The organism is Aeromonas sp. S5(2024), from assembly GCF_041403025.1.
Lineage (GTDB): Bacteria > Pseudomonadota > Gammaproteobacteria > Enterobacterales > Aeromonadaceae > Aeromonas > Aeromonas hydrophila.
Map to the genome: position 1 here is coordinate 26,365 of NZ_JBGLRI010000014.1, position 16,794 is coordinate 43,158.

Consider the following 16,794-nt stretch of genomic DNA (forward strand, 5'->3'; position numbering starts at 1 on the left):
AAGGATCTTTAGATCGATCTTTTATTGGATCTTTTATTAGGATCCACCACTTCTGTTGATAAGCACTTTTTGATCATAAAGATCATCGTGTTAAAGACGATCCCAGGTTGTGGAAAAGCTTGGATCCTGGCCCCGTGAACTGGGGGATAACAAGGGTTTTTATACACAGAGGCTTGCCGCTCTGGATCTCATACATGGATAACTATAGGTTTTACAGAGTTTTACACCATAGTTATGCACATTTTTCGGCGGCGTTGTGGGTAACGGCGTAGAACAACTTATCCGGATCTATCTGTTAATAACCTGGTGGATAGCGATCTGGGGATAAGCGGGGAGATCAAGGCCTTTTTTACCGGATCTCCCGCTCCCGTTCAGGCGATCAATGCCAGCCAGTCCCGGATCCAGCCTTCAGCGGCATCTTCCGGGATCTCGTGCTGGGTCACGTCGATGTCGAGACGATCTCCAATCCGGCTGGCGCCGCACTCGGCCAGCAGTCGATCCAGCGTCTTGCCGCCCTGGCAAAAGGTGTCATAACTGCTGTCACCCAGCGCGATCACACCATATTTCAATGTTTTAAGATCCGGATGCTGCTCGGCAAGATCCTTGGCGAAGGGCTGCAGGTTGTCCGGCACATCGCCGGCACCGTGGGTCGAGGTGACCACCAGCAGTATGGCTTCTGGCTCGGCGAGCACCTCGGCCAGGCTGGCCGGATTGTGGATCTCGGCTTGATGGCCTGCCTGTTCCAGCAAGCTGGCGACGTGGTCTGCGACATATTCGGCGGCTCCCAGCATGGAACCGACGACGAGATTGAGTTTGGCCATGGAATGGATCCTGATTTCAGACGAAGCGAGGGAAAGCCGGATTCTACCGCCAAAGGGTGTGGATAAATATGGATAAAGCTTGGGGATAATGGATCCTCGGTGCTTTTTGCCCATCAATGGGGCGTCCCCGATGCTCCGTTGACGCCTTTTTGCCGACTGGCAGAAAAAGATCGGCTCCCCCTCTTCATATGCTGCTCAATCGACGCCTTGATACGTTAAGTAACAATGCAGATGCAAATGATTAGCAATTATTGAATCGATTCGATCATGGCTCCTGTAGTAGCATGTCGCTGCTTTATTCGCCTGAGGAACCGGGCTACCGGCATGACCGGGCACCAATAATAAGAAATCAGAAACAACTCATTGATATTTGAGACACTTACTATGATTGCGCAAAAAGACACCCCCATCGCAGCAATGCGAAAGAGAGGCGCACAGCAACTGTTGCCGCTCTCCTGCCTGTTGGCCAGCCTGCCCGTGCTGGCGGCCGAACAACCGAAAGAACTGCCCAAGGCCAGCGAGACCATGGTGGTCACCGGCACCGCCATGAAGGTGGAAGTGCCGATGGCCGAGACGCCTCGCGCCGTCTCCGTGGTCAACCGCGAGGATCTGGATCAGCACGCCGTGCAGCAGCTTGACGAGTCCCTGCGCTACCGCTCCGGCGTGCTCAGCGGCCTCTATGGCTCCGACAACAATACCGACTGGTTCAAGGTACGTGGCTTCGATGCCGCCTCCTATCTGGACGGCAACCGCCTGTTCGGCACCGGTTACTATGTCTGGACGCCGGAGCCGTTCGGCCTGGAGAGCGTGGAGGTCCTGAAAGGGCCGGCCTCGATCCTCTACGGCGAGGCGCCTCCCGGCGGCGTGATCAATGCCATCAGCAAGCGGCCGACCGCCACCCCGCAGGGGCTGCTGGATCTGCAGCTCGGCAGCCGGGATCACCGCCAGATCGGGGTGGATGTCTCCGATGCACTGACCGACAACAGCCGCTACCGCATGGTTGCTCTCTATAAAGAGCGTGACGGCGTGCTGGATGGCACTTACAACGATCGCGTCTATCTGGCGCCGAGCGTGACCTTCGATCTCTCGGATCGCACCAGCCTGACCCTGCTGGCCAGCTTCCTGCACGACGAAGGGGTGCCGACCAACGGCTTCTTCCCGGTTTACGGCACCCTCAATACCAGCGGTGGCCAGATCGATCCCAGCACCAACCTGAGCCAGCCGGATTACGATCGCAACCGCAACACCCAGATCTCCACCGGTTACGAGCTGGCCCACCAGCTCAACCAGACCTGGGAGTTCAAGCAGAACGTCCGCTTCAACTACAACGATCTGCTGCTGCGCCAGACCTATATCTTCCCGACCTATGAAGGCACCACCGCCTTCCGCGGCCTGGTCTACCGCGATGGCACTACCAAGAGCGCCACCTTGGACAACCAGATGGTGGGTTACTGGAACACCGACAGCACCGAGCAGACCCTGCTGCTGGGGGTGGATCTGCAGCGCCATGTAAATGAAGGCCAGGAAGCCGACAACTACGGCATGGGCTCCATCAATACCATGAACCCGGATTACAGCGGCTTCCCCGGTTTTGATGAATCCACCGCCACCCACCAGAAGAGCACCAAGGGCCAGAGCGGCCTCTACGCCCAGCACCAGATCCGTTGGGACGATCGCTGGTTGCTGACCGGCGGCGGTCGCTTCGACTATGTGGAGACCCACAACATCAGCGAAGCCAAGGGCAAGAACGAGAAGCAGTATGATCACGAGCTCTCCCTCTCCGGCAGCCTGATGTACCTGGCCGACAACGGTCTCTCTCCTTATATTGCCTATGCCGAGTCGTTCGAGGTGCTGCCGGGGATCGACCCCAACACCAGCCAATCCTACAAGCCGCTCAAGGGCACCCTGTACGAGACCGGCGTCAAGTACGCGCCGAGCTTCCTCGATGGCTACATCAACCTGGCCCTGTTCGATCTGGAGCAGACCAACTCGCTGGTCTCTACCGGTTCCGGCCAGCAGACCCAGGCTGGTGAAGTGACCTCCCAGGGCGTCGAGCTGGAAGGGAGCGTGCAGGCCACCGAGGCGTTGCGCCTGACCGCCGCCTACACCTATACCGATGCCAAGACCAACGACACCGGCAAGGGTGATCGCCGTGCCAGTCTGATCCCGCGCCACCAGGCCTCCTTCTGGGGCAACTACAAGGTGCAGCAGGGTCCGGTCTCCGGTCTCGAGCTGGGTAGCGGCGTGCGCTATGTCGGCTCCAGCGTCGGCATCGGTGCCGTGAATGCGGACTACACCCCCATCTACGGCTCGGCCGAGGTGCCGGCCCATACCGTGTGGGATGCGATGATCGGGTATGACTTTGCCAAGAACTGGCGGGCTCAGCTCAACGTCAACAACCTGCTGGGTGATACCTACGTGGCCAGCTGCGACTACTACTGCTACTACGGCGAGCCGCGCAGCGTAGTGGGCAGCATCAACTACCGCTGGTAATCGAAGTGGGGCGGGAACCGGGTTCCCGCCCTTCTTTTCACCTGCAGTTGCTCTGATCTCTCTGGAATACCGGTCCGTTATGGAACTCTTGTCTCTGGTTTATCGCCAATATCGTTGGCCCTTCATCGCCATTACCCTGCTCAGCCTGCTCAGTGCCGTCAGCGGGATTGGTGTCATTGCCTTTATCAATCAGTCTCTCGTCGAATCCGTCGGCGATCCGCTGCCGGTGCTCGGCCAGCTGATCGGCCTCATTTTATTGCTGCTGGTGATCACGCTCGGCTCTCAGCTGGCGCTGACCACCCTCGGCCATCATTTCGTCTACCGGCTGCGCGGCCGCCTGCTCAAGCAGTTGCTGGATACCGATGTGGCCCGCCTGCGCCAGATTGGCCAGGGGCCGCTGCTGGCCTCCCTCTCCAGCGACATCGGCCAGATCACCATCGCCTTCGTGCGCCTGCCGGAGCTGGTGCAGGGGCTGGTGCTCACCCTGGGGTCGGCCCTCTACCTCGGCTGGCTGTCGCCGGCCCTGCTCGGCGTCACCACCCTCTGGGTCACCTTCACCATGGTGGTGGGCTGGCTGCTGGTGAACCGGGTCTATCGCCATCTCTCCCACATGCGTCAGGCCGAGGATCGGCTCTATCAGAACTATCAGGCCATCATCGCCGGCAGCAAGGAGCTGGCGCTCAACCGCGAGCGGGCCCACTTCGTCTACCACCAGCTTTATCAGCAGAATGCACAGGACTACCGCCAGCAGATCATCCGCGCCGACACCTATCACCTGAGCGCGGTCAACTGGTCGAATATCATGATGCTGGGGGCCATCGGCCTGGTCTTCTTCCTGGCCAACGGGCTGGGTTGGGCCGACACCCAGGTGGCCGCCACCTTCGCGCTGACCCTGCTGTTTTTGCGCACCCCCTTGCTGCAGGGCATTGGTGCCCTGCCGACCCTGCTCTCCGCCCAGGTGGCGTTCGACAAGATAGCGGCGCTCAATCTGGCCGCGCCGGACGCCGACTTCCCGCTGCCGTCCGCGCCCCGCACCTGGCAGCGCATCGAGCTGGAGCAGGTGAGCTTTCACTATCAGGGGGAGGGCGGTTTCTCCGTCGGCCCGATCAACCTCACCATCGAGAAGGGGGAGCAACTCTTCATCATCGGTGGCAACGGCTCCGGCAAGTCGACCCTGGCCATGCTGCTGACCGGCCTCTATCAGCCGGTATCGGGCCGGATCCTGCTGGATGGGGAGCCGATCACCGATCGCAACGCCTATCTGGCGCTCTTCTCCGCCATCTTCACCGACTATCACCTGTTCCAGCACCTGCTGGGGCCGGAACCCAAGGATGAGCTGGTGGCCGAGTGGCTGGAGCGGCTGCAGATGGGCAGCAAGCTCACCATCGAAGATGGCTTCATCGCCGATATCGACCTCTCCCAGGGGCAGCGCAAGCGGGTCGCCCTGCTGCTGGCGCTGGCCGAGCAGCGCGAGGTGATGTTGTTCGACGAGTGGGCCGCGGATCAGGATCCCCAGTTCCGCCGCATCTTCTATCAGCTGCTGCTGCCGCGCCTGAAGGAGATGGGCAAGACGGTGATCGCCATCAGCCACGATGATCTCTACTTCTCCCAGGCCGACCGGCTGCTGGAGATGCGCCAGGGCCGGCTCAGCGAGCTGACCGGCGAGCGGCGCGAGCAGGTGAGCCGCGATGCGGTCGCCCATCTCGATTGTGACTTGAATGCAGAGGTGCCGGTTTGAACCCGGCCAACAGGAACCGCTTATGTTTGAGATGAAATCAGCCAGCTTCGCGGTCAATGACCGCACGCTGCTGCACCCCACCGATCTCTGTTTTGAGCAGGGCAAGGTCTATGGCCTCATCGGCCACAATGGTTCGGGCAAATCCACCCTGCTCAAGCTGCTGGCACGTCAGCAGCCGCTCAGTGACGGCGAGATCCGGTTCGATGACAAGCCGCTGCCGGCGTGGGGGGCGCGCGACTTCGCCCGTCAGGTGGCCTATCTGCCCCAGCATCTGCCGAGCGCCGAAAACCTGCTCGGGCGGGAGCTGGTGGAGATGGGCCGCTACCCCTGGCGCGGCCTGCTGGGCCGGATGGGGGTGGAGGATCACCGCCAGGTCGAACGGGCCATCGCGCTGACCCATACCGAACGCTTTGCCGACCGGCTGGTGGATACGCTCTCCGGCGGCGAGCGGGGGCGGGTCTGGCTGGCCATGCTGCTGGCCCAGGAGAGCCGTTTCATCCTGCTGGACGAGCCGCTGGCCGCGCTGGACGTGGCCCATCAGGTGGAGGTGCTCACGCTGGTCAAGCAGTTGAGCCGTCAGCTCAAGCTCGGGGTCATCATCGTCATTCACGACATCAACATGGCCTCCCGCTTCTGCGATCGGCTGGTGGCGCTGCACTCCGGCAGCCTGCTGACCCACGGCGAACCCGAACAGATCATGACCGGCGAGACCCTGCACGCCATCTATGGCATCCCGATGGAGGTCATTCGCCACCCGGCCCATGACCACGCCATCGCCATCGTTTAGATAAGGCTTGTTATCTCGATGCTCTTATTCAAGAAAGTTGGCTGGTTCTGCTGCCTCTTGGCTCCGCTCATGTTGCAGGCCGAGCCAGTGATGCCTGCCGCTGCAGACCTCCCTCAAGCCGATGCTGTGAAGTCGGTTCCCCGCATCGCCACCGTCGACTGGACCATAGCCGAAACCCTGCTGGCGCTCGGGGTGACCCCGCTGGCGGTGGGGGATGTCGGTTCCTACCGCGCCTGGGTCGGCGAACCGCTGCTGCCGGCCGCCGTGGTGGATATCGGCCAGCGTGCCCAGCCCAACCGCGAGCTGCTGGCCGAGCTCAAACCCGATCGCATCCTCATCTCGCCGCTGGCGGCCCCGCTGGCGCCGATTCTCTCCCGCATCGCGCCGGTACAATCCATCGCGCTCTACGAGCCGGATGCCGATCTGTGGCAGCGACTGCACGAGGCGACCCTGACCATAGCCGCACTGGTGGACAAGACCGCCGAGGCCGAGCAACTGCTGGCCGGGCTGGACCAGGATCTGGCGCAGATGCGGGCCACATTACCCGAAGATCTGCCGCCCCTGCTGGTGGTGCAGTTCATCGATGAGCGCCATGTGCGGGTATTTGGCCGCCACAGCCTGTTCGAGGCGGTGATGCAGCGGCTCGGCCTGCGCAATGGCTGGCAGGGGGAAACCAATGCCTGGGGCTTTGCCGTGGCCAGCCTGGAGCAGTTGATGGCGCTGCCGCAAGCGCGGCTGGTGGTGGTCGATCCGATCCCGGTCGGGGTGAGCGAGCGGCTGCAGGAGCCCGGTCTGTGGCAGCAGCTGCCACAGGTGAGGGCGGCGGCCGTGCTGCATCTGCCCGCGGTGTGGAGTTTTGGCGGTGTGCTGGCGGCGCATCGCTTCGCCGTGCAGCTCAGTACTGCGCTGCTGCAGGATGGGCAAAGTGGGGAGGGGCTGCAATGAACCGGATTTTTCCGTTGCCGCTGCGACTGCCTGTCAGCCTGCTGTTGGGGCTGACGCTGGTGCTCGCTGGTTGGGAGCTGGCCGGTCAGTTGCCGGCGGTACGCTGGCTGGCGACCCTGCTGTCGCCAGATCTGACCGATGCCAGCCAGGCGGTGGTCCACTTCAGCTGGCTGCCTCGCCTTGCCATCTGCCTGCTGGCCGGCGCCGCCCTCGGGTTGGCCGGCACCCTGATGCAGCAGGTGCTGCGCAACCCGCTGGCCTCGCCCACCACCCTGGGGGTGGCCTCCGGCGCCCAGCTGGCGCTGATGATGGTGACCCTGTTTGCCCCCTCCTGGCTGCTGCTGGGGCGGGAGTGGATCGCCATGGCCGGCGGCAGCCTCGCCATGGGGTTGGTGTTTGCCCTGGCCTGGCGTCGCCAGCTCAATCCGGTGGTCATCGTCTTTGCCGGGCTGGTGATCAACCTCTATCTGGCGGCCATCAGCATGGGGCTCTTGCTGTTCTTTCAGGAGGAGCTGAAAGGCTTGCTGGTGTGGGGCAGTGGCTCGCTGGTGCAGAACAGCTGGAGCGGGGTGAGCTACCTGCTGCCCCGTCTGCTGCTGGCCGCCGTGCTGGCCGCCGTGCTGGTACGCCCGCTGGCGGTGCTGGAGCTGGATGATGCCAGCGCCCGCAGTCTGGGGGTCTCCCTTTCGCACCTGCGTTTCGCCGGGCTGGGGCTGGCGGTGTTCGTCACCGCCTGCGTGGTGAGCGTGGTGGGGCTGATCGGCTTCATCGGGTTGGCAGCGCCCGCCCTGGTGCGCTTGCTGGGGGTAAGAAAACTGGCCCTGCGGCTGCTGTGGGCCCCGGTACTGGGTGCTCTGCTGCTGGCGGCCACCGATCTGCTGCTGCAATCCCTGAGCCGCAGCGGCTCTGTGCTCATCCCGACCGGTGCCATGACGGCATTGCTGGGGGCGCCACTGCTGCTGTGGCTGATCCCGCGCCTGGGCATCAAATCGGGCACGCCGAAGGCGAATGCCGCCCTGCTGGTGGCCCGCCACCCGGCGCCGGCCCGCCTTGTCGGCCTGATGTTGATGGGGCTGGTATTGGCGGTGATCGCCTCCCTGCTGTTTGGACAGGGGATGGACGGCTGGCACTGGCCGAGCTGGCTGCGCTGGCAGGCCCAGCTGGAGTGGCGGCTGCCGCGCACCCTGGCGGCCGGTGCTGCGGGCGTGCTGCTGGCATTGGCGGGCACCCTGCTGCAACGGGTCAGCAGCAACCCCATGGCGAGCCCCGAGCTGCTGGGGGTGAGTGGTGGCACCTTCATGGGGGTGATTGCCACGGCGCTGCTGCTGCCCGCCCTGCCGCTGCCCATGATGCTGGCCGGCGGCCTGCTCGGTGCCTTCGGTTGTCTGCTGCTGTTGCTGCTGGTCAATCGCAGCCACGGCTTCCAGCCGGAGCGGCTGCTGCTCTCCGGCATCGCCATCACGGCGCTGTTCGAGCCGCTGCAGGCCATCGCGCTGGCTAACGGTGACCTGCGGGTGCAACAACTGCTCTCCTGGATGTCCGGCTCTACCTATTACGTCACCCTGCCGATTGCCGGCGGGTTGGTCGTGCTGGCGCTGACGCTGCTGGCGGCTTGCCTGCTGCTCAGCCGCTGGCTCGATCTGTTGCCGATGGGGCCGGCGGTGGCCGCCGCGCTCGGCATTCGGCTCAACCGGGCTCAGCTCGCCATCTTGCTGCTGGTGGCCGTGCTCACCGCCAGCGCGACCCTGGTGGTGGGGCCGCTCTCCTTCGTCGGTCTGCTGGCGCCGCACATGGCCAAGCTGATGGGGCTGGTGCGGGCACGCTGGCATCTGCTCGGTGCCGCCGTCTCCGGCGCCCTGCTGATGGTGTCGGCGGACTGGATTGGCCAGCAGATCCTGTTCCCGCAGGAGGTACCGGTGGGGCTGGTCTCCACCTTGTTAGGTGGCGCTTACTTCATGTGGTGTCTGCGCCGCCTCTAGGTTGGTGGATGAAAAGTGCACAAAAAAAGCCCGGGATGAACCCGGGCTTTTTATTGCCTGCCGTGCGGCGTTATTTGCCGATGCAGAAGCTGGAGAAGATGCGGCCCAGCAGATCGTCGGAGCTGAACTCGCCGGTGATCTCGGAGAGAGACTCCTGCGCCAGGCGCAGCTCTTCGGCCACCAGCTCGCCGGCCACGAACACCTCCAGCTGCTCCTTGGCCACCAGCAGCCGCTCGGCGGCGCGTTCCAGCGCATCCAGGTGGCGGCGGCGGGCCATGAAGCCCCCCTCGGTGTTGCCCTGAAAGCCCATGCAAGCCTTCAGGTGCTCGCGCAGGGCGGGCAGCCCCAGCTCGGTCTTGGCGGAGATGCGGTAGACTGCGTGGCCCTGCTCCTGACTCGGAGCCAGATCTTCGCCGGTCAGGTCGGCCTTGTTGCGCACCACGGTGAGGCCAATCTTTTTTGGCAACCGATCAACAAATTCCGGCCAGATCTCCCGCGGGTCGACCGCAGCCGTGGTGGTGCCATCCACCATGAACAGCACCCGATCGGCCTGCTCAATTTCGGCCCAGGCACGCTCGATGCCGATCTGCTCCACCTTGTCCTGGGTATCGCGCAGACCGGCGGTGTCGATGATGTGCAGCGGCATGCCATCCAGATGGATGTGCTCGCGCAGCACGTCGCGGGTGGTGCCGGCGATCTCGGTGACGATGGCCGACTCGCGGCCGGCCAGGGCGTTGAGCAGGCTCGATTTGCCGGCGTTGGGACGACCGGCGATCACCACCTTCATCCCTTCCCGCAGCAGGGCGCCCTGCTTGGCCTCGCCGCGTACGTCATCGAGCTCCGCCATGATGGCGTAGAGATCCCCCGCTACCTTGCCGTCGGAGAGAAAATCGATCTCCTCGTCCGGGAAGTCGATGGCGGCTTCCACATAGATGCGCAGCCGGGTGAGACTCTCCACCAGCTGCTGGATCTTGCCGGAGAACTGCCCCTGCAGGGAGTGCATGGCACTGCGGGCCGCCTGCTCGCTGGACGCCTCGATAAGGTCGGCGATGGCCTCGGCCTGGGCCAGATCCAGCTTGTCGTTCATGAAGGCGCGTTCGCTGAACTCGCCGGGGCGGGCAGGGCGCAGCCCTTTTATCTGCAGGATGCGGCGCACCAGCATGTCCATGATCACCGGGCCGCCATGGCCCTGCAGTTCCAGCACATCTTCGCCGGTGAAGCTGTTGGGGGCCTTGAACAGCAGGGCGATGCCCTGATCCAGCGGCTGGCCTTGCTCATCCCTGAACGGCAGATATTCGGCATAACGTACCCGGGGGAGCTTGCCGAGCACTATCTCGGCGACCTGTTCGGCTGCGGGACCGGAGACGCGGACTATGCCGACGCCACCCCGGCCGGGGGCGGTGGCCTGGGCCACGATGGTATCTGTAGTCATCTTGCTTGGCTCATTTGTTCGCTGATGGTTCACAGCAGTGGGGTCATTGTAATAAAAAAGGCGGCCCGAAGGCCGCCTCTTTTGTCATCCATCTTGCCATCGGGAGCGATTAGCTGCGGGTATGCAGGCCTTTCTTCTCCAGCTGACGGTAGATGATGGTCTGCTGGGTAATGGAGATGACGTTGCTCACCAGCCAGTACAGGGTCAGACCTGCCGGGAACCAGAGGAACATGAAAGTGAAGATGATCGGCATGAACTGCATCACTTTCTGCTGCATCGGGTCGGTAATGGTGGTCGGGCTCATCTTCTGCAGGTACCACATGGACGCACCCATGAGGATCGGCAGCACGAAGAAGGGGTCCTTCACCGACAGGTCGGTGATCCACAGGGCGAACGGCGCGTGGCGCAGCTCAACGGATTCCATCAGTGCCCAGTAGAGGGCGATGAAGATAGGCATTTGCACCAGGATCGGCAGACAGCCACCCAGCGGGTTGACCTTCTCCTTCTTGTACAGCTCCATCATGCCCTGAGACATCTTCTGGCGATCGTCGCCGAAGCGCTCACGCAGTGCGGCCAGCTTCGGCTGCAGCATGCGCATCTTGGCCATGGAGGTGTACTGGGCCTTGGTCAGCGGGAACATGATGCCGCGTACCAGCAGGGTCAGCATGATGATGGCCACACCCCAGTTCTGGACGAAACCGTGGAACACGGTCAGCAGCCAGTGCAGCGGTTGGGCGATGAACCAGAGCCAGCCGTAGTCGACGGTCAGGTCGAGGTGGTTTGCCACCTTGGCCATCTGGTCTTGCAGCTTGGGACCGACCCACAGCTTGCTGGTCACTTCGGCTTGCTGGCCGGCAGCCACGTCAACCAGCGGCGCCTTGTAGCCGATGATGGCCTGGTCTTTGCCAGGGATCACTCGGCTGTAGAAGCTGTTGGTATCGTCGGCATTCGGTGCCCAGGCAGAGACGAAGTAGTGTTGCAGCATGGCGACCCAACCACCCTTGGTGGTCTTGTTCAGGTCGGCATCCTTCATCTCGTCGAAGGTGTACTTCTTGTAGCGGGTATCTTCGCTGGAGAAGGCACCACCACGGTAGGCACTGGCCACCATGGCATGACCCTGCTGGTCTTTCGGGGTAGTCACGGTCTGCTTCAGCTGACCGTAGAACTGCACCTGGACCGGCTCGGCGGACTTGTTGTCGATCTTGTAATCGACGCCAACGGCGTAGTCACCACGCTTGAGGACGAACTCCTTGGTGAAGACCACGCCCTTGCTGTCGGTCCAGGTCATCGGTACGACGACTTGATCCTGACCATCAGCCAGCTGGTAGCTGGTCTGGGCGGCTTCGTAGGTGGGACGACCCTGGGCCTGGCTGTCAGGACCATTGCGACCAACCAGACCGCTCTGGGCAACATAGAGGTGCTCAGGTTGGCTGGTCAGCAGTACGAACGGTTGATCCTTGCCTTCTTCCAGCTTGTGGGCCAGCAGATCGGCAGAGACGATGTCGCCACCCTGGGTATCCAGGGTCAGCTTGAGCACGTCGGAGGAGACGGTGATCAGCTTGCGTGCGGTGTTCGCATTGGCTTGCTCGGAAACCTGAGGAATATCACCGGTCTGACCGGCTTCAGGTACGAAATGTTCGGTTTGGGCCACGGTAGTCGGGGCCGGCTTCGGAGCCTTGTCGGACTCCCACTGTTGCCAGAGCAAAAAGCTCACGAACAGCAAACCGATCAGGATGAGATTGCGTTGTGATTCCATAGTCTTCAGTTTCTTCGCTTTGGTTGCGGAACCGGGTCATAACCACCCTCGGATAAGGGATGGCATTTTAATAGACGTTTGCTGGCTAACCAAACGCCTTTTATGAAACCGTGAAGTCGGATTGCTTCTATCGCAAATTGGGAACAAGTCGGAGTGAAACGGCAGCGCGGCCCGAGCAGCGGGCTAATAATTAGCTGATACAGGCGTATCAGTTTGACAGCTACCCATTGCAACGGCGTGACAGAGTGCGCCATAGCTTTTCCAGTAACTTGAACAGTTCCTCGTTATCCATCTCTTTCACACCGGCCTTGGCGATCACGACGATGTCGATAGCGGGCAGATTGGCCTGATTGAGGCGGAAACTTTCCCGAACCACCCGTTTTACACGGTTGCGCCAGACGGCACGCTTGAGTGCTTTTTTGGGCACAGCGAGACCAAGGCGAGGATGTTCGAGGGTATTGGGACAGGCGAGAAGCGTAATTTGCGGAGAAGCGGCCCGGACAGGCTCGGCGAAAACGCGTTTGAAGTGTTCGGGAGTTAACAGACGTAACTCCCGAGAAAAGGCGTGCTGGGTAGGCATTAGACTACCAGGCGGGCACGACCCTTGGCACGACGAGCGGCCAGAACTTTACGACCGTTGGCAGTTGCCATGCGGGCGCGGAAACCGTGAGAGCGCTTGCGCTTCAGGTTGGACGGTTGAAAAGTACGTTTCATGATTCGATTCCGTATTTCTGTACAGTTTTGATTGTCACACTTAGCCGACGCGCCAGCTATAGCGTGTGACGACTAGCAAAAGAGGCCGAATTCTAAACAGAGTTCGGCTTTTAGTCAATCCGCCGTTCCCTCTCTTCCTGCCCTGACCTTGCAAAGGCCCGAACCGGCAGTGAGGATCCAGAGGATCGAGGGCTCCGGATTATACTGGCAACCCGGGGTTTAACAAGGATCCTCCAATAAAAAAGGCGGCAATGCCGCCAAAGAGAGAGCTATTTAAGCACTTTGCGCAGGAACTCCCGGGTACGGGGATCCTGCGGATCGACCAATATCTGATCCGGCGGGCCCTGTTCCACGATCCGGCCCCCCTCCATGAAGATCACCCGATCGGCAACATCTCGAGCAAATTCAATCTCATGGGTTACCACCACCATGGTCTGGTGCTGGCGGGCCAGCTCCTTCATCAGGCCCAGTACTTCGTCGACCCACTCGGGGTCGAGGGCCGACGTGGGCTCATCGAACAGGATCACCTTGGAGTGCGCGGCCATGGCCCGGCCGATGCCGACCCGTTGCTGCTGACCACCCGACAGGGAAGCCGGATAGGCGTCCTGCTTGTCGGCGAGGCCGATGTCCTTGAGGATGCCGAGGGCGGTGGCACGGGCCTCTGCCTTCGGCTGTTTCCAGACGGTGATCAGTCCTTCGGCGATGTTGTCCAGCGCCGTTTTGTTGGCGAACAGAGCGTAGTTCTGGAACACGAAGGAGGCCCGCTTGCGCAGCTCTATCGCCTGCTGCTCGCTGGCTTTGGCCAGGTTGAGCTGCAGATCGTCGATGGCGAGGTTGCCGGCATCCGGGGTCTCCAGCAGGTTGAGGCAGCGCAGCAGGGTCGATTTGCCGGTGCCGGAGGGGCCGATGATGACCACTATCTCCCCCTTTTTCACCTCCAGATCGATGCTGTTCAGCACCTGATTGCCGTCATATGCCTTGGACAGGCCGGTTAACTTGATCATGATGGCCCTCCTTTAATAGGCACGGTTGAGCCGCACTTCCAGCAGATGCTGCAAGCGGGTAAAGAAGATCACCACCACCCAGTAGACCAGCGCCACCGCCATGAAGCTCTCGAAGAACTTGAAGGAGGAGGAGGCTTCCATCTGCGCCTTGCCCATGATCTCGGCCACCCCCAGGGTAAAGGCCAGCGAGGTGCTCTTGATCATGTCGATGAAGTAGTTCATCAGCGATGGCGTCGCGATGCGGGCCGCCTGCGGCAATATGATCCGCTGCATCGCCTGGTAGCGGCTCATGCCGATACTGAGGGCGGCTTCCATCTGGCTTTTGTGGATGCCAATGATGGAGGCGCGGATCGATTCGGCCATGTAGGCGGCGAAGTGCAGGGTCAGGCCGACGATGGCGGCGGTAAAGGCATCCATTCCCACGAAGATGGGGAACAGCTGCGGCAGCCCGTAATAGAGCAGGAACAGCTGGACGAGTAGCGGTGTACCCCGGAAAAACGAGATATAGAGCATCGCCAGCCAGTGGATCACGGGAACGCGAAACACCCGTACTATCGCCAGGGCCAGCGACAGTACGAGTGCCAGGACGAATCCCCACAGGGCCATCTCCATCGTGGTGCCCAGATATTTGAGCAGGATGGGAAACAGCCCCAGCGTGTATTCGAGGTCAAATTCCATCATTTATTTGTCGGTGATGTCGGAAGCGAACCATTTTTCAGAGATCTGACGCAGGGAACCGTCCTTGCGCATGGCGGTGAGGGCATCATCGACCTTCTTCAGCAGCGCCTGCTTTTCAGGAGTCTTCAGGAAGGGCAGGGCGTTCTCGATGGTTTCGAACGGTGCGCCGGCCTGCTGCAGCGGCAGCTTGGACTCTTTGATCAGCTGGGCGGTGGAGACGCGGTCCATCACGAAGGCATCGATCCGGCCCAGGGCAACATCCTGCTCGAAGGCTGAGTCATAGGTACGGATGTCGATCTTCTTGTTCGGGTCGTTCTTGCGCAGCAGCTCTTCGAAGTTGGAGCCCAGGTTCACCGCGACCTTCTTGCCTTCCAGATCCTTGATGCCGTGAATGGTGCTGTTGCCCTTGCGGACCACGATCTGGGCACCGTCATAGACGTAGGGCTGGGAGAAGGCGTACTTGGCCTTGCGCTCGTCGGTGATGGTGATCTGGTTGGAGATGGTATCGACACGGCCGGTTTCCAGCATGCCGAACAGGCCGGAGAAGCTGGCGGTCACGAATTCGACCTTGTAGCCGGTGCGCTCACCGATCTGGTTCCACATATCCACCTCGAAGCCCTGCAGCTTGTCCTGCTTGACGAAGGTGAACGGGAAGTACTTGCCGGACATGCCGACCTTGATGGTTTCCTGGGCGATGGCTTGACCGGACAGGGCGGCCAGCAGAATGGCGGCGCCGGAGACCAGCTTGATGGATGACGTCATGGGGATTCCTCTCTCTCTGTTGTTCTGTATTTTTAGTTGTAAACACTGGATTTGCGCTGATGTTATTGGAATAAAAGCTAAAGAATAAATGATATTTGGTTATATAAAATAACCGCTTCAGGTCTGGATCTTTGGTGCCCCTGTCGATGGATCTGGCTGTGGGTAACCTTGGGGATGAAATCCGATTCGGCGCTGCTGGATCCTTGAAAGTCAAGGATCTTATTTGCTGGATCCGCGAGGTCGCGGCTAGAGATCCAGCCGCTAAAAACGTAGAATAGCCGGTCTTTAGTTAATCAATCGACGGGAGTTTAGAGTGACTGCTTCGCTATGGCAGCAGTGCCTTAACCGGCTGCAAGATGAGTTGCCCTCGGCAGAATTCAGCATGTGGATCCGGCCGCTTCAAGCGGAGTTGAGTGACAATACTCTGACCCTGTATGCACCGAATCGCTTTGTTCTGGACTGGGTTCGAGACAAGTATCTCATCCGGGTGAACGGCATCATCAATGAACTCTGCGGGGTCGACGGCCCCACTCTGCGTTTTGACATCGGTAATCGTCCCCATCCCGTCGCGGTCGCCAGAGCGCCGGCGCGGGGTGCGGATCCTGTGAATAACTCGCAGAAGAGCTGGGAAAGCAAGGCCGAGGCCAAACCCGAGCCGAACCACAAGAGCAACACCAACGTGAACTATACCTTCGAGAATTTCGTCGAGGGTAAGTCCAACCAGTTGGCCCGTGCGGCTGCCCGTCAGGTTGCCGACAATCCGGGCGGGGCCTACAACCCGCTGTTCCTCTATGGCGGCACCGGTCTGGGCAAGACCCACCTGCTGCATGCCGTCGGCAACGCCATCAAGGAGCGCAAGCAGGACGCCAAGGTCATCTACATGCACTCCGAACGGTTTGTGCAGGACATGGTGAAGGCGCTGCAGAATAACGCCATTGAAGAGTTCAAGCGTTATTACCGTAGCGTCGATGCCCTGCTCATCGATGACATCCAGTTCTTTGCCAACAAGGAGCGCTCCCAGGAGGAGTTCTTCCACACCTTCAACGCCCTGCTCGAAGGCAACCAGCAGATCATCCTGACCTCGGATCGTTATCCGAAGGAGATCAACGGGGTGGAAGATCGTCTCAAGTCCCGCTTCGGCTGGGGCCTGACGGTGGCGATCGAACCGCCTGAGCTGGAAACCCGGGTGGCGATCTTGATGCGCAAAGCGGACGAGAACCAGATCCACCTGCCGGACGAAGTGGCCTTCTTCATCGCCAAGCGGCTGCGCTCCAACGTGCGCGAGCTGGAAGGTGCCCTCAACCGGGTGATCGCCAACGCCAACTTTACCGGTCGGGCGATCAATATCGACTTCGTGCGTGAAGCGCTGCGCGACCTGCTGGCGCTGCAGGAGAAGCTGGTCACCATCGACAACATCCAGAAGACGGTGGCGGAGTACTACAAGATCAAGCTGGCGGATCTGCTCTCCAAGCGGCGTTCCCGCTCCGTTGCCCGCCCACGCCAGCTGGCGATGGCGCTGGCCAAGGAGCTGACCAACCATAGCTTGCCGGAGATAGGTGATGCCTTTGGTGGTCGTGACCACACTACCGTGCTTCATGCCTGCCGCAAGATCGAGCAGCTGAAGGAAGAGAGTCACGACATCAAGGAAGACTATTCCAACCTGATCCGTACCCTTTCTTCCTGAC

At 61.2% G+C, this 16,794-nt stretch carries 15 protein-coding genes; 6 read left to right on the forward strand and 9 right to left on the reverse strand.

The window, feature by feature from the left end:
* Positions 1–371 precede the first annotated feature (371 nt).
* Positions 372–821: an FMN-binding protein MioC gene (gene mioC / locus ACB032_RS20515; protein WP_029302499.1), complete on the reverse strand. Its 450-nt coding sequence runs from the start codon at positions 819–821 to the stop codon at positions 372–374.
* Positions 822–1,205: 384 nt separating this feature from the next.
* Between mioC and ACB032_RS20520 the strand changes: the two genes are divergently transcribed.
* From ACB032_RS20520 to fhuB, 5 genes are all read left to right on the forward strand, one after another.
* Positions 1,206–3,314: a TonB-dependent siderophore receptor gene (locus ACB032_RS20520; RefSeq protein WP_371138650.1), complete on the forward strand. Its 2,109-nt coding sequence runs from the start codon at positions 1,206–1,208 to the stop codon at positions 3,312–3,314.
* 79 nt (positions 3,315–3,393) lie between these two features.
* Positions 3,394–5,052, forward strand: coding sequence for a multidrug ABC transporter permease/ATP-binding protein (locus ACB032_RS20525; protein ID WP_371138651.1), 1,659 nt, complete (start codon positions 3,394–3,396; stop codon positions 5,050–5,052).
* A gap of 22 nt (positions 5,053–5,074) precedes the next feature.
* The gene (locus ACB032_RS20530; RefSeq protein WP_371138652.1) at positions 5,075–5,839 is read left to right on the forward strand and encodes an ATP-binding cassette domain-containing protein; all 765 of its coding nucleotides are present in this window, start codon (positions 5,075–5,077) and stop codon (positions 5,837–5,839) included.
* 18 nt (positions 5,840–5,857) lie between these two features.
* Positions 5,858–6,784, forward strand: a complete 927-nt coding sequence (locus ACB032_RS20535; RefSeq protein ID WP_371138653.1) for an ABC transporter substrate-binding protein — start codon at positions 5,858–5,860, stop codon at positions 6,782–6,784.
* Positions 6,781–8,763, forward strand: coding sequence for a Fe(3+)-hydroxamate ABC transporter permease FhuB (gene fhuB / locus ACB032_RS20540; RefSeq protein WP_371138654.1), 1,983 nt, complete (start codon positions 6,781–6,783; stop codon positions 8,761–8,763). Before ACB032_RS20535 ends, fhuB begins: the two co-directional genes overlap by 4 nt.
* 70 nt (positions 8,764–8,833) lie before the next feature.
* On the opposite strand, the gene mnmE is transcribed toward fhuB, so the two are convergent.
* From mnmE to ACB032_RS20580, 8 genes are all read right to left on the reverse strand, one after another.
* The gene (gene mnmE / locus ACB032_RS20545) at positions 8,834–10,195 is read right to left on the reverse strand and encodes a tRNA uridine-5-carboxymethylaminomethyl(34) synthesis GTPase MnmE (protein ID WP_029302505.1); all 1,362 of its coding nucleotides are present in this window, start codon (positions 10,193–10,195) and stop codon (positions 8,834–8,836) included.
* Positions 10,196–10,304: 109 nt separating this feature from the next.
* Complete coding sequence (gene yidC / locus ACB032_RS20550; RefSeq protein WP_011707925.1) at positions 10,305–11,951, reverse strand: membrane protein insertase YidC; 1,647 nt, start codon at positions 11,949–11,951, stop codon at positions 10,305–10,307.
* A gap of 5 nt (positions 11,952–11,956) precedes the next feature.
* A complete protein-coding gene (gene yidD, locus ACB032_RS20555) occupies positions 11,957–12,205 on the reverse strand; it encodes a membrane protein insertion efficiency factor YidD (RefSeq protein WP_010635605.1) in 249 nt (82 codons plus the stop codon).
* Complete coding sequence (gene rnpA, locus ACB032_RS20560; protein WP_016352406.1) at positions 12,172–12,531, reverse strand: ribonuclease P protein component; 360 nt, start codon at positions 12,529–12,531, stop codon at positions 12,172–12,174. Before rnpA ends, yidD begins: the two co-directional genes overlap by 34 nt.
* Positions 12,531–12,665, reverse strand: a complete 135-nt coding sequence (gene rpmH / locus ACB032_RS20565; protein WP_005307156.1) for a 50S ribosomal protein L34 — start codon at positions 12,663–12,665, stop codon at positions 12,531–12,533. The genes rnpA and rpmH overlap by 1 nt, the downstream gene beginning before the upstream one ends.
* 269 nt (positions 12,666–12,934) lie before the next feature.
* On the reverse strand, positions 12,935–13,669 hold the full coding sequence (locus ACB032_RS20570) for an amino acid ABC transporter ATP-binding protein (protein WP_011707928.1): 735 nt from the start codon (positions 13,667–13,669) through the stop codon (positions 12,935–12,937).
* A gap of 12 nt (positions 13,670–13,681) precedes the next feature.
* Positions 13,682–14,350 carry an amino acid ABC transporter permease gene (locus ACB032_RS20575; protein ID WP_011707929.1) on the reverse strand — a complete coding sequence of 223 codons (669 nt, stop codon included), beginning with the start codon at positions 14,348–14,350 and terminating at the stop codon, positions 13,682–13,684.
* Positions 14,351–15,109 (reverse strand): amino acid ABC transporter substrate-binding protein, encoded by a 759-nt coding sequence (locus ACB032_RS20580; RefSeq protein ID WP_005307144.1) that lies wholly within the window; start codon positions 15,107–15,109, stop codon positions 14,351–14,353.
* Between the two features lie 313 nt (positions 15,110–15,422).
* On the opposite strand from ACB032_RS20580, the gene dnaA reads away from it, so the two are divergent.
* Positions 15,423–16,793, forward strand: a complete 1,371-nt coding sequence (dnaA, locus tag ACB032_RS20585; protein ID WP_005307141.1) for a chromosomal replication initiator protein DnaA — start codon at positions 15,423–15,425, stop codon at positions 16,791–16,793.
* Position 16,794 lies beyond the last annotated feature (1 nt).